Genomic DNA, 13,584 nt, shown 5'->3' with positions numbered 1-13,584 from the left:
CATAGGAGCACCCCGTCGGGTAACTTCTATGCCTCTAAGCTTAGTATTTTTAGTATGGCAATTTCTCTAGTGGATGGTAAAGCATTAAATAAATACTGTGCCGCCATAAAAAAGATTGTAGATTAGAATTTCCAGTGTATAGCCTGGAGGTGCTCAGGGGCTCAGCCAGCGGAATTATGGTTAGTCAGCGTATTGTGCTGGCTTACCATAAGGTCGAGTTTTGAAACTTGTGATTTTTGCAAGGTTCAAAATCGTGCCCGCAGGCGTTCCAGCCCCTGAGCACCGGAAGGCGACTGTTTTTATCTTAGCCAGCATGACGTGTATTAGTATATAAATTGGCTGGATTTAAAACAAGCCAATTGGTGGTTGTCTCGTGGTGGGTTTACCGGAATAATAAGAACTCAGGAGGTGCGAAAATGGAGAATGTCTTAACGATTGCGGGGTCGGATAGCTTAGCGGGTGGGGGCCTGCAAGCCGATCTCAAAACCTTTGAAGAGCTGGACACCTTCGGCTTGAGTGCCGTGACCAGTCTGGTGACGATTGTGCCGCAACACCTGCACGTCACGCCGATGACGGCGCCGGTCGTGGCGCAACAGTTAACGTCGATTCTGACGCAGGTCCCGATTCGGGCGGCTAAAACGGGGCTACTAGGGGACGCCGAGGTGATTCACACGGTGGCCACACAATTGGCCGTTGCGGCGGTGCCGCTGGTGGTCGACCCCGTCTTGGTCTTCAAGGAAGGTCAGACGGCGCCCAACCCCGCCGAACTTGCGCAGCTAAAAACCGACCTGTTACCGTTAGCCACGGTGGTCACGCCCAATTTAGCGGAAGCGGAACTACTTAGTGGCGCAACGTTGATGCAGGCCGACCAACTCCCCGCCGCGGCGCGCCAGATTCAAGCGTTGGGATGTCCGAACGTGGTGATCAAGGGCGGCAATCGACTGCCGGGCAATCAGGCGGTCGACTACCTCCTGACGCCGCAGGGCGAGTATTGGTTCCGGGCGCTAAAGGTTGCCACACCGGCGACTAACGGTGCGGGGTGTACCTTTAGCGCCGCGATTACCGCGTGGTTGGCACGGGGCGTCTCCGTCGTGGAGGCCGTGCAACGCGCTAAAAGTTTTGTGCGGGCGGGCATCGCGTACGGCGTCCGGTTCAACGACCAAACGGGGAGTGTCTGGCAAGGCGCTTGGCGACAACATGGGGGGCAACAACGTGGCAAAGCATAACTTAAAACAAGAAATTTTAGCGGCCGTCTTGGCGGCGCTGACCATTGCGCTCTCGCTGATGATCGTGATTCCGGTTCCGGCGACGCACGGGATGGTCACACTGTGTGAGGTGGGCATTTATACCAGCGCGATTCTGTTTGGCAATCCCGTGGGCGTCTTCGTCGGTGGGGCAAGTGGTTTCATGATCGACGTGCTGTCCGGTTATCCGGAATGGTGCCTCTTCTCGCTGGTGATCCACGGGCTCCAGGGCCTGGTGGTAGCGGCACTGGCGCACCGGGCTTCCGGCGTGGTGCGGGGCATGGTCCTGCCCATGTTGGCGGGCAGTCTGGTGATGGTCGTGGGCTACTACCTGGCGACCAGTTTGCTTTTCGGTTGGCCGGCCGGCTTGGCGTCGATCCCCGGTAATTTGATTCAGGTCGGCTTTGGGTTGGTCGTCACCGTGGCCTTGGTGGCGAGCCTGACCCGCTTTAATCCTAAACTCAGTAAAGGAATGATTCGATGACAACTCAAAATTTAGCGACGTTAGAAACGGATGTGGCCCGGATGGTTCAGGAGGTGTTGGCGGCGGCTAAACTACGTCCGTTTGACCTCTTTGTCCTGGGGTGTTCGACCAGTGAGGTGGTCGGTGGTCAGATTGGTCAGGACTCGAACCCCGAGGTGGGCGCCCGGATCATTAAAACGGTGTTGGCCCAACTACGCCCGCACCAGCTGCAATTAGCCGTGCAGGGCTGCGAACACATTAATCGTAGCTTGGTGGTGGAACGCCGAGTAGCCGACGAAATGGGGTTTGAAATCGTCAACGTGGTCCCGGCCATGCATGCGGGGGGCGCCTGTTCCGTGGCGGCCTTCCAGCAGTTTAAAGATCCCGTGGAAGTCGAACATGTGGTGGCCCAGGCCGGTCTAGACATCGGGGATACCGCCATCGGGATGCACGTCAAATTCGTCCAGGTTCCCGTCCGGCCCACGCAATCGGAATTGGGTGGAGCCCACGTCACGGCGTTGCGTTCCCGCCCGAAATACGTCGGTGGCCCGCGGGCGACTTACGCCACCGTTTAGGGAACGTCACGACTTTTGAAAGATATACTTAGTAGTTATTAATTGCTATTACTTATTACCATTCTCCGGGAATCACGTTCATATCTTCGTGTGACCAATTGATCCTGAACCGCGGAGGTGGTCAAGGATTCGCATTGATTTTCCGAACGACGACCCGTAGTTGGGTCGCCGTTTTTGCTTTGGCCGCCCTGGCCGCTCGTTTTATTTGTGAATTAATAATGAGCATGCTATAGTTAAATGAAGTATGGTGTCATCGGTTTTTACTGTGAAGCATTGCGGCGATTAGCGTTAACTTTGGAACATTGTGGGAGGGGTTACCATGCGGTTAAAACGAGTAACGTGGCTGGGATTGTTAGGTTTGGTGGGCGTAATCCTTTGGGGTAGCCCGGTAACCGCTCACGCGACAGACGCCAACGCAACGGGAGGCATGCCGCAGGGGGTGGGGTCGCTGGAAAACATCTTCACGATGCCCAGCCTCTCGGGGAAACTAAGCAACAGCGCCAAGCTGATTACGTCCACCAATAGCAGTACAACGGGCCAGCCAGCCGTCCAAATCACGGACGCCAAGAACCAGGTCGGCGCCGTGTGGTCCACGGCCGCCAACCGGCTGGACTTGAGTAAAGATGAAACCGCCTCGATGTGGCTGTACTTCGGTGGAACCGCCGATACGCCGGATAACGGGACGGGTGACGGAATGGCCTTTGTGTTACAAAACGTGGGGACCGATGCGATTACCAGCGGCTTAAGCAGTTCTGTAGCGCCGGGCCAAACGTTAGGTGTTTGGGGAATCGATAACGACAACACGGTATCGAGTAATACCACGATTGCGGCGAAGGCCATTCAGAAGAGTTGGGCGTTGGAATTTGACGAATACGATAATGGGAGTACTAAAGGAAACGACAACAGTGGGTTCGACGGGTCTAACGGGGTCGACGGTGCACACATCGCCTCGAACTATCCGGGCGAGCCCAGCACCTACGAGCGGCACGGAACTTCCAGCAGTGGGGCCAAGTACTATTACACCACGAAGCATAACGGGCTGACGGCCTCACGGTTATCCGACGGGGCGTGGCACCACCTGACGTTGAGTTGGCAGGCGCCGGCCGTGGGCAGTACCACGGGAACCATGACCTACGCGTTCAACGATAAGAACCCCACCACGGGGATGAGTCAGACCGCAACCGCGATTCAGTCGACGCCCGTTGATCTGGCCAAGTTAGACCTGGCGCCCATCGACGCGGCGGGGACGGCCCGCGACGTTTACTGGGGCTTTACCGGGTCGACCGGGGGCGCCTACGCCAATAACGTGGTGGCCTTCGATCAGGTTCCCGGCTTGGTGGACGCGACCGCGGACATGACGATCAAGGATGAGACGTTGAATAAGACGTTAAAGACGAGTGACGATTACGTCAACGGTAATGATGATCTGACCTACCAATACCAGTTGACCTACCATGACGGTAAGCAGGACTGGAACAACATCGTGACGAGTTTGCCGAAACCTACCGGGGTGACCTTCTCCAAGGGGGTCATCACGTACGCGGATGGTAGTACGGAAGACTTTAGTGCCAGCGAGTTAGGCAGCGCGACGATTGCCCACAAGCTGGGAAAGGCCCTGTCGGCGACGAATCAGACGGCCACCGTGACGTTGACCGGGAAGGCGGACGCGGTCACCACGAATACGTCCGTGGCGGCGGCCAACCAATCGTTTAACGGGGCCAATAGCGTGGTTACGACCACGTCGCCGGACTACACCATCTATCCGGCCCGGAGCCTGTATCTGCGGATGGCCTCGACCAACGGCAGTACGGTGGCGTCCGGTGAGTCCTTGCCATTGGCCGGGACCGTGTCGGTCGATAGTTCCGAGAAGCCCGATGACCCGATTGAAAACAAGGACGTGACGCTGCACACCACGTTATCTAACGGCAATTCGATCGATGAATTTACCCTAAACGGGACCACCAGCAACGCCGACGAAGAGGGAGCGTTTAACTTTAAACTCCCGGCGGACAAGCTGTCGCCGGGGGTCAACCAGGTGACCATGTACGCCACCGATGACCGGGGCCACAAGTCCAATGTCGTTACGTTCGACGTGACCCTGAACGGGGAATTGAAGTTCGGCACGGTGAACCAGACCAGTTCGTTTCAGGATACCGTCTTGACTGGGAAGACCCAAGAAGTCCGGCGCCAAAATGACTGGCAGGTCGAGGTCGACAATACCCTGGGCAGTGGCACGTCCTGGACGTTACAAGCGGCGGCCGGACAGTTCACGGATTCACTGGGGAACCCGTTACGCGGGCAGGTCGTCTACGTGGACGACGATAACCAGACCCACCCGTTAGGGACCAGCCCCACTCAGATCATGACTAAGACGGCCACCCAGGCCAGCGAGACCACCGACGTTGCGGCGGATTGGTCGGCGCGTAACGGGGTGATGCTCCAGGTCAACGGGGATGCCGTTGCGGGCAGTTATTCCGGCAAGATCACCTGGACGTTGACCAACAGTGTACCTAGCTAACCTTTAATTAAGGACCAACACGGGATTGAGACGGTATGTTTCAATCCCTTTTCATTTTCTACCGTAACGGGAAAACGTGAGAAAGTGGCGGTTTCCTTTTGCGAACGGACTTGGTAAACTAGGAGCGGTCTTTAGTTCTCAAACGAAATTGTTCAGATAGCGTAAGATGTTCGGTGGGTTTCCTAAATTGGACCACAAAGACCAACCACCCCAACATCTGACAGGCAACCATTACTGGAGGTTAAAGCGGTAGTTATGCGAAACACGAAGCGACAATTGGGGATCATCATTCTAACATTAGTGGGGCTCTGGGGACTTTGGGGAACGGTCCCGGCCCACGCGGCAACCAACCTAGCGGACCAACAACCGACGCTGTTTTTCCACGGCTCAAGCAGTAGTTATAAGGCCGAGGTACACATGGTCGGCGCCATCAAAAAGGCGAAAATCACCAATAAAAAATCGGTGATCCGCGCGAATGTGTCGTCGAAGGGGAAGGTCACGCTCATCGGAAAACTGCCGGCAACGGCCAAGAATCCAATTGTCGAGGTCAATTATCTCAACAGCAACAATCACTACTACCAAACTTGGGGCCGCTGGGCTAAGAACGTGGTGGTCAAGTTACAAAAAACCTACCATTTTAAGCGCATGAATATGGTCGGTCATTCGATGGGCAACATGGCCATCATGTACTATTTGATTGCCAACGCCAAGAATAAAAAGTTACCACAGCTACAAAAGCAGGTGGCCTTGGGCGGACACTTTGACGGGGTGCTGGGGGAGGACGACTACGCCCACTACATCAAGCTGGCGAAGTCGGGGAAACCCAACCATATGGATACGGCGTACCGTTACATGTTGCGGCTCCGGAAGCTTTACCCTAAGTCGGCGAAGGTCCTGAATATTTACGGGGACCTGCATAACGGCACGGACTCGGATGGCCGGGTCAGCAACAATTCGTCGCGGTCCATGAAGTACCTGGTCGCCGGTCGGGCGAAGAGCTACCGGACCAAGCAACTCTTTGGGGCGGGGGCCCAACACAGCCGCCTGCATAACAATGCGCACGTGGATAAATTGCTGATTAGTTTTTTGTGGTAGGTCACTGATAGATGAACCAATAAGAGTCTGGGACAAAAGTCTCAGGCTCTTATTCGTCTCCGAATATATGGTGTCGAAACGTGCGCCAAAAGGCAGCTGGTTCCGCTTAACCCCGTAAGCCAAACAATCCAAGTTCAGGATTGTCCGTCTTACGACGTTAATGCTCGCCAGCTAACCGCCTTCTGTCCCACTCTCTTCGTTAGGGCGCATAAATGGCCTTTAAGCTTGCCAGGTCGGCCGCCGATAGCTGCGTGCGGCCCTCGCTGTACGGGTACATCACGGAACGGTGGGACGAACTATGGTCCAGGCCCAGGGCGTGTCCCAGTTCGTGAATGGCGACCGCGTCCGTGTAGGCCTTACTGTAATTGCCGTTCAGGTTAGCGGTGGCGTGGTTCCAGGTCGTGGTGCCCAAGGGCGTCGTTTCCTGGATGATTTCCGGACCGCCGTGACCCAATTCGATTAACGCTTGATTCTGCGGCATCTGCTTGTGATAGACCGAGAAGATGATCTGGTTATCGTGCTTGGCGCCCGTTCCGGCGACCAGGTGAACGATGCCGGTGCGGTTGTAGGTGGCGACGGCATCGCTAAAGACGCGCTTGCCGGCGGTTGGTAATTGTGCACTGAAACGATAATAGTAGGTCTTTTTGAGGCTGACCCCCTGAACGACACTTTCGATGGGGGTACCGCTGGTCTTGGCGGTGTCGTTTTTGGTGACCGTAGCGGGTTGGTTGGTGTATTTTGCCACCACCCGAATCGCGGCGGTGCGGAGGATGTTCAGACGCTGGGTGAAGTCCGGGAACCGGTTGCTACGGTAAGCCACGCCGACCCCCAGTAAAATCAATAATATGATGAGTAAGCGAATCTGCCGTCCGTGACGCATTGGAAGATCTCCTTTCGGGGTGGCCTAGTTATACCACAATTAGGCGTGGTTGACGATGAGAAAACTCTCATGATAATTCGCTTTCACGACCTAAAAACGGGTAAGAAAACGGGTTAAAGCGCGAATAGCCTTGAAATTTTCGTTAAATTAGATTAAGGTTAGAAAATTGGAGTAAAAATGAAATTTTCGGTAAAGGGAGTATTAGATGACAGACATATTTAAGAAAGAATCCGTGAGTACTTATTTGAAAGCCGACTCGCGGCTGACCAAAACCTTGCGGGCGCGCGATTTAGTCGCCCTGGGAATTGGGGCCGTGATTGGGACCGGGATCTTCATCCTGCCCGGCCACGAAGCCGCGCTGCACGCGGGGCCAGCGGTGTCCATCGCGTTCTTATTGGCCGCGTTGGTGTCCGGCATCGTGGGGATGGCCTACGCCGAATTCTCCTCAGCCATGCCGGTCGCCGGGTCCGCGTATTCCTTCGGGTCCGTGGTCTACGGCGAAATCGTCGGCTGGATTCTCGGTTGGGCGTTGATCCTGGAGTACTTCTTGGCGGTGTCCGCCGAAGCGACCGGGTTCGCCTCATACTTTAACAATAACATTCTCGACGCCATCGGGATTCATTTGCCGAAGGCCTTACAAGCCGGACCGATGGAGGGGGGTGTGATCAACCTCTCGGCGACCATCATCGTGCTGATTATCGCGTTGATCATCGCGCAGGGGGCTAACCTCTCCAAACGCGTGGAAAACGTGGCGGTGGTGATCAAGGTGGCCATCATCATCCTGTTCATCGTCGTCGGGGTCTTCTACATTAAAACCAGCAATTATACGCCGTTCTATCCCAAGCAATTCCAGACCACCCCGTTTGGCCTGGGCGGAATTTCCACGGCGGCGGCGACGGTCTTCTTCGCCTTCATCGGGTTTGACGCCTTGGCGGCCAATTCCGCCGAAACCATTCACCCCGAGAAAAACGTGGTCCGGGGAATTCTGGGAACGGTGTTGGTCTCCGTGGTCCTGTACGTGGCCTTCTCGTTCGTGCTGACCGGAATCGTTAACTACAAGCAGTTGAACGTGGATGACCCGGCGGCTTACGCCTTGAAGTTGATTCACCTGAACACTTGGAACAAGTTGATTACCATCGGGGCGTTGATTGGGATCTTTACCGCCATGATTACCATGTTCTTTGGGGGTTCACGATTGGTTTACGCGCTGGGACGTGACGGTTTGTTACCCGCCAAGATGGGTGAAATCAGCTACAAGCACACGGTTCCCAAGAACGCGATCATCGTGGCAACCATCGTCCAGGCGTTCTTCGCCGGTCTGGTGCCACTGACCGAATTAGCATCGTTGATCAACGCCGGGACGTTGTTGGCCTTTGCGTTTATCTCGTTTGGGGTTATTCCGCTGCGGCACCGCAAGGACATCGTCAACAATGGCTTCAAGATGCCGCTGTACCCGTTCCTGCCAATCCTGGCGGGGCTGTCCAGTGTGTACTTCATCATCATGCTGCCCAACATCACCAAGGTGTCGGTCGGCTTGTGGCTGGTCTTAGGCATCGTCATCTACTTCGTCTACGGTGTACGTCATTCGAAGTTACAACATCCGGCAGCGGACGCCGAAGACTAAGGCGCTGCGATTAAACGAAAACTAAAAAAACTAGTCTGGGGGATTCAACGCTTCCGGTCCAGTCAGAAACGGGCTGGAACGGGGTGGGCACGGCTTCAAGCCCATAAATCAGGTCTTGAAGACCGACCTTTGTCTAAGCCGGCAAGACCCGTGCCGACCAAGACAAATTTCACCCCTGAGCCCATTTCTGACTGGACCTCCGGCTCACACTGATTATTACGGCAACTTCAATGCGCTTATTTAGTTAAGTAGTAATGGATGGTCATTCTGATTAGCGATTTGGTTTTAGGGCCGGTTTTAGCCTGGATATAATTAAGCTCCGAAAAATCGTGATGATTTTTCGGAGCTTTTTTAATTTCAAATATTATAGCCGCCAATTGGTGGCATTAACCAGCCGTTTGCCCGAAAACGGTGCCCCACCGTGAGGACACAAAAAGCCCTCCGCGTAAACGGAGGACTCAGTGGTGAGGTGCGGCGACCTTCGGAACGCTTGCGCGCCGATCGCGTACCCTCACCGTGGTTTGGCACCAGGAGCTAGTATCGCACGGTGACTACGGGAAGTCAACTAAAAGTTCTGCGGTTGATTTGGAGGGTTAACGGATTACTTTCCCGACTAACTGTGGTAAGTTGGGCTTAGTCAGGCAGAAAGGACGGTGTTGCCGGTGAAACCTTGGCTAAAAATTCTCTTGATCACGCTGGGAATCGTGGGTCTCGTGGGGCTGCTGGCCCTCTTGTGGTTCAACTACCGCCACGTGATTGAAACGTTTCTCGCGCAGGCCTTCGACCGTCAGCGATTGATTGACCTGTTGCGCAATCAGGGTAAACATAACGTGCCGCTATTCATGGCCGTGATTGCGATTGGCTCGGCGATTCCGGGGATGCCGATTGCCGCCGTCGCGGTGTTGTCGGGTGTCTGTTTCGGCCAGTGGCTGGGCTTTGGCATCAACGTGGTCGGCATCGTGTTGGGCAATTTGCTGGCCATCTATATTCTGGGCAAATTTCCCCACCGGGCCCGTCCCAGTCGGTTTCGGTTCATCACGAACCGCTTAAACGCCATGCGCCACCCGCGTTTAGGGTTAAGCATCGGGTACGCGGTGCCGATGTTGCCCACGTTACTGGTCAACTACGCTGCGCTGGAATTGAACTTTTCGTTGGAAAATAAGGCCCTGTGTATCTTCATCGGGTCGTTGCCGGTCTCGTACCTCTACGCATTTGGTGGCAACGCCTTACTCTTTGGCAACACCAAGACCGCCGTGGTGGCGATTGGCCTGACCCTGTTAATGATCGGGTTATACGAAGTGATTCGTCGTGACCAGCGTTTGAAGGCTAGTAATAAAGTGACAAATGAAAATTGAGCATCGCCATGGTGGCGGTGCTCAATTTTTTAGCGTAGCTACATAATCGTCGGGACTAAACCACCGTCTAACCGTAAGGCTTCGCCGGAGAACGACGAGGCGTCGGGGCTGGCCACGAAGGCGGTGAAACGCCCGATTTCTTCCGGCCGAATCAACCGTTGAATCTGGGAGCGGGAGCGGTGATTCTTCATGAAGTCGGCTTCCCATTGGTCCTGGGGTAAGTCACTATCGGCGTACATGTCGGTGAGCATCTGTTGGACGCCTTCGGTCAGGGTGGAGCCCGGCATGATGGTGTTGACCGTCACGTGGGTAGCCACCGTGAGTTTCGAGAGACTCTTGGCTAGTGACAGGTTCATGGTCTTGGTCATGCTATACTGCGGCATTTCACCGGACGGCATCACGGCCTCTTCGCTGGCGATGAAGATCACGCGACCGAAGTCTTGTTCGAGCATGTGTGGGAGGTAGAATTTCGCCAAGGCGTTACCGGCCAGCACGTTGACGTCGAAGAACTTTTTCCAGGTAGCGTCGTCGATATCCCAGTAGTCCATGGGTTTGAAGATGCCCATGTTGTTGACCAGGATGTCCACTTCTGGGACCTGCGCAAACAGCTTCTGTTGTTCGGCGGGCTGGGCGATGTCGGCCACGACGCCTTGGGGCCGAGTCGTTGGAAAGGCGGCCGCGAGTTCAGCGACGACCTGGTCGACACTGGCCTGTTGGCGGCCGTTAACGATGACGTTGACGCCTTCGCGGGCCAGTTCGGTGGCGATGGCCTTCCCGATGCCCTTAGTTGACCCCGTAATCAGTGCGGTTTTTGCCGTTAAATGTAAATCCATTGGTGAATCCCTCCCATAAGTGATTGATGGGTCTAGCTTACCCGGAAACGGGCGCAAAAGCTAGTCGGCACTTTCAAGTGGGATAGGCACCAATTAGTAAGTTTAGAGCAGTTCGTTGATCAGTTTCTTGGCCACCGCCCGGGCGGAGAAGGGATTTTGGCCCGTGATCAGGTGACCGTCTTCCACGGCAAATTCGCTGTAGGCGCGTTTCTTCTGGAAATTGGCGCCGTGTTGGCGGGCCAGGGTCTCGTTTAGAAACGGGACGACCTTCTTCTTGCCGGCCAGGACCTCCTCGGCGGTGGTGAAGCCGGTGATCTTCTTACCCGCGACCAGGTAGTGCCCGGCGGCGTCTTTAACGTTGAGTAGACCGGCGATGCCGTGACACACGGACGTCAACCAGCCGCCGTTTTCGGCGATGGCCAGGGTGATTTGCTGCAGGTCGGCGTTTTCGGGGAAATCCCACATCACGCCGTGGCCGCCGGCAAAGTAGATGGCGGCGTAGTCTTGCGGATGAATGGCGTTGGGCGTTAGGGAGTTACACAGCGCGCGCTTCTGAAAGTCCTCGGTCTCGTACCAGGACAGGATGGCCTCGTCGGCGTACTTCATGCCGCGCGGATCGAGTGGCACGAACCCACCCAGCGGACTCATGTAGTCCACGGCAATGTCGGCTTGATGCATCTCCTCGGCAAATTCGGTGGCTTCGCCCAGCCACAGTCCCGTCGCGTCGGTCGTCCCGTGGTAGCGGGTGGTATTGGTTAAAACGATTAAAACTTTAGTCATAAAAAGTCCTCCTCACGCAAACCTAGTTGCCTTAAACTTACCACACGTAACGGTTCAGACTCGTGAGGACGACTCATCAGTCGCGTAAAAGTTCCATAACTTTAATTTTGCTGTTGAACACTTGTTCCCCTAACGAAAATTCGCTATAATAAGGTCACACATTGGTGAAGGAGGGGCGTGTCGTGGATCCAAAACGGGTGTATCTCGCCATCGATTTGAAGTCGTTTTACGCGTCGGCGGAGTGCGCGGCTCGCGGTTGGGACCCGTTGAACGTGAACCTGGTGGTCGCGGACCCCAGCCGAACTAACAAGACCATTTGCCTAGCGGTGTCGCCGGCCCTTAAAAGTTTCGGCTTGTCCGGGCGCCCCCGGTTGTTTGAGGTGGAACAACGGGTGGCCGACCTGAATCGCGAGCGCTACCTGGCCGTTCATCACCGGTTACACGGTGAGTCTGATTACAAGGACCAGCTGTTGCGCAACCCCAACCTGAAGCTGACCTACCGGGTAGCCAAGCCGCGGATGGCGTACTACCTGCAGGTCAGTAACCAAATCTATCAGATCTACTTAAAGTACGTGGCGGCCGAGCAGATTCACGTCTATTCAATCGACGAGGTCTTGATGGACGTGACCGACTACCTAAAGTTGTACCGGATTTCGGCGCACGGATTGGCCAAAAAAATCATCCAGGACGTTCAACACCAGACCGGTATCACCGCGACGGCGGGTATCGGCACCAATCTCTATCTGGCCAAGGTGGCCATGGACATCGTGGGCAAGAAGATTCCTGCCGACCAAGACGGGGTGCGCATCGCCAAATTGAACGAACATAGTTACCGCAAGTACCTCTGGGCGCACCAACCGTTAACCGATTTTTGGCGTATCGGGCGGGGGTACGCCAAACGGCTGGAAAAATTGGGTCTGCATACCATGGGCGACATTGCTCGCTGTTCACTGGGGCAGCCCACGGACGCTCAAAACGAAGAAACGCTGTACCGCGAATTTGGCGTGGTGGCCGAGCTGATCATCGACCACGCCTGGGGCTACGAATCCACGACCCTGCACGATATTAAGAGTTATCGTCCGGCCGCGCACAGCCTCGGCTCGGGGCAGGTCCTGCCCACGCCCTACGACTTTACCCACGGCGAGCTGGTCGCCCGCGAAATGATTGACGGGCTGGCCCTAGACCTGGTTCGTCAACGGCTGGTGTGCGACCAGGTGGTGTTGCACATTGCTTACGATAGGAAGAGTTTGTCCGGGCAAGCGACTGCGACCACTCACGATTACTACGGGCGGCCAACGCCCAAGCCGGCCCACGGTAGCTACGACTTCCAAGTGCCCACGTCGCTGACCACGGATTTAAAACGCGCGGTGTCGGCCATCTATCGGCGCAAGGTCAACCCGCACTACCTGATTCGTAAAGTCACGGTCAGCGTGAATCACGTGATCGCCGAGGCCGAGGCGCAGGCCACCGAATACAGCCAGCAATTGGATCTGTTCGGTCAGGTCACGGGCCCCACGCCCCAGGAACGGCGGGCGCGGCGCAACGAACGCAAGGTGCAGGAATCAATCCTGCAAGTGCAGGACCGGTTCGGCCGGGACGCCATCATGCGCGCGACCGACCTGCTGGACGGCGCCACGTTTAAGAAACGCAATCACGAGATTGGGGGGCACCGCGCATGAGTCGTGAGACCAAACGGCAGATTGCCGAACAACTTTTTAACGACACCAGCGCCTACACCGATATCATGGATCTACCGCACCACGTGTCGTCTCGTCACCCGGCCATGCCACAGGGCGACCGGGCGGCCCAGTTTGCCCCGTTTGCGGCGCTCACGGGGTATGACGACTTGTTGGCGGCTAGCGCCCAGGCCCTCCGTCAGCGCGCGGACCTCCCATTTGAGGCGACGGCCAAGTGTCGGCGGAATTTACGGGCCGTTTGCGCGGTCATCGCCACCAAACCGCGGGTCGACTTAACGGTGTTTGCCCCGGAGACCGGGGAAAGTCGGACCATTCGGGTGCGGCTAAAAGCCGCCAACGAGACACAGTTAACGCTGTTAGACGGTCAGGTAATCTTAGTGGAGAACCTGCAGGCGATTCAGTTGTTGAAAAATAATCACTGAGGCCCACTTGAACGCAGGTGGGTTTTTAAGTTCCGGAATAAGTTTATTAATATTTGGGCGAGAAGACACGTTCTTTTAAGAACGTGATGAATCGCCTT

12 protein-coding genes are annotated in these 13,584 nt (G+C 55.7%); 9 read left to right on the top strand and 3 right to left on the bottom strand.

Annotated features, from left to right (window positions below):
- Positions 1 to 416: 416 nt before the first annotated feature.
- From thiD to FD38_RS10250, 5 genes are all read left to right on the top strand, one after another.
- On the top strand, positions 417 to 1,226 hold the full coding sequence (gene thiD, locus FD38_RS10270) for a bifunctional hydroxymethylpyrimidine kinase/phosphomethylpyrimidine kinase (protein ID WP_057733909.1): 810 nt from the start codon (positions 417 to 419) through the stop codon (positions 1,224 to 1,226).
- Positions 1,213 to 1,728 carry an ECF transporter S component gene (locus tag FD38_RS10265; protein ID WP_225430822.1) on the top strand — a complete coding sequence of 172 codons (516 nt, stop codon included), beginning with the start codon at positions 1,213 to 1,215 and terminating at the stop codon, positions 1,726 to 1,728. The genes thiD and FD38_RS10265 overlap by 14 nt, the downstream gene beginning before the upstream one ends.
- Positions 1,725 to 2,282, top strand: a complete 558-nt coding sequence (locus FD38_RS10260) for a TIGR01440 family protein (protein ID WP_057733905.1) — start codon at positions 1,725 to 1,727, stop codon at positions 2,280 to 2,282. The genes FD38_RS10265 and FD38_RS10260 overlap by 4 nt, the downstream gene beginning before the upstream one ends.
- 319 nt (positions 2,283 to 2,601) lie before the next feature.
- Positions 2,602 to 4,800 carry an L-type lectin family protein gene (locus FD38_RS10255; RefSeq protein WP_147007874.1) on the top strand — a complete coding sequence of 733 codons (2,199 nt, stop codon included), beginning with the start codon at positions 2,602 to 2,604 and terminating at the stop codon, positions 4,798 to 4,800.
- A gap of 255 nt (positions 4,801 to 5,055) precedes the next feature.
- Positions 5,056 to 5,895 carry an alpha/beta hydrolase gene (locus FD38_RS10250; RefSeq protein WP_057733901.1) on the top strand — a complete coding sequence of 280 codons (840 nt, stop codon included), beginning with the start codon at positions 5,056 to 5,058 and terminating at the stop codon, positions 5,893 to 5,895.
- A gap of 199 nt (positions 5,896 to 6,094) precedes the next feature.
- Here FD38_RS10250 and FD38_RS10245 read toward each other — a convergent pair whose 3' ends face one another.
- Positions 6,095 to 6,775, bottom strand: coding sequence for a matrixin family metalloprotease (locus tag FD38_RS10245; RefSeq protein ID WP_057733899.1), 681 nt, complete (start codon positions 6,773 to 6,775; stop codon positions 6,095 to 6,097).
- A gap of 205 nt (positions 6,776 to 6,980) precedes the next feature.
- Between FD38_RS10245 and FD38_RS10240 the strand changes: the two genes are divergently transcribed.
- Both FD38_RS10240 and FD38_RS10235 read left to right on the top strand, forming a co-directional pair.
- A complete protein-coding gene (locus tag FD38_RS10240) occupies positions 6,981 to 8,399 on the top strand; it encodes an APC family permease (RefSeq protein ID WP_057733898.1) in 1,419 nt (472 codons plus the stop codon).
- A 662-nt stretch (positions 8,400 to 9,061) separates the two neighbouring features.
- The gene (locus tag FD38_RS10235; protein WP_057733911.1) at positions 9,062 to 9,754 is read left to right on the top strand and encodes a TVP38/TMEM64 family protein; all 693 of its coding nucleotides are present in this window, start codon (positions 9,062 to 9,064) and stop codon (positions 9,752 to 9,754) included.
- A 38-nt stretch (positions 9,755 to 9,792) separates the two neighbouring features.
- On the opposite strand, the gene FD38_RS10230 is transcribed toward FD38_RS10235, so the two are convergent.
- Entirely contained in the window at positions 9,793 to 10,587 is a 795-nt protein-coding gene (locus FD38_RS10230; RefSeq protein WP_057733895.1) for an SDR family NAD(P)-dependent oxidoreductase, read from the bottom strand.
- Positions 10,588 to 10,689: 102 nt separating this feature from the next.
- Positions 10,690 to 11,367: a type 1 glutamine amidotransferase domain-containing protein gene (locus FD38_RS10225; protein WP_057733893.1), complete on the bottom strand. Its 678-nt coding sequence runs from the start codon at positions 11,365 to 11,367 to the stop codon at positions 10,690 to 10,692.
- 182 nt (positions 11,368 to 11,549) lie between these two features.
- Between FD38_RS10225 and FD38_RS10220 the strand changes: the two genes are divergently transcribed.
- Positions 11,550 to 13,046: a Y-family DNA polymerase gene (locus FD38_RS10220; protein ID WP_057733891.1), complete on the top strand. Its 1,497-nt coding sequence runs from the start codon at positions 11,550 to 11,552 to the stop codon at positions 13,044 to 13,046.
- A complete protein-coding gene (locus FD38_RS10215) occupies positions 13,043 to 13,486 on the top strand; it encodes a hypothetical protein (protein ID WP_057733889.1) in 444 nt (147 codons plus the stop codon). The genes FD38_RS10220 and FD38_RS10215 overlap by 4 nt, the downstream gene beginning before the upstream one ends.
- Positions 13,487 to 13,584 lie beyond the last annotated feature (98 nt).

It is taken from the genome of Levilactobacillus zymae DSM 19395 (assembly GCF_001434115.1).
Classification (GTDB): domain Bacteria; phylum Bacillota; class Bacilli; order Lactobacillales; family Lactobacillaceae; genus Levilactobacillus; species Levilactobacillus zymae.
This window is presented reverse-complemented; position numbering and strand designations above follow the sequence as displayed.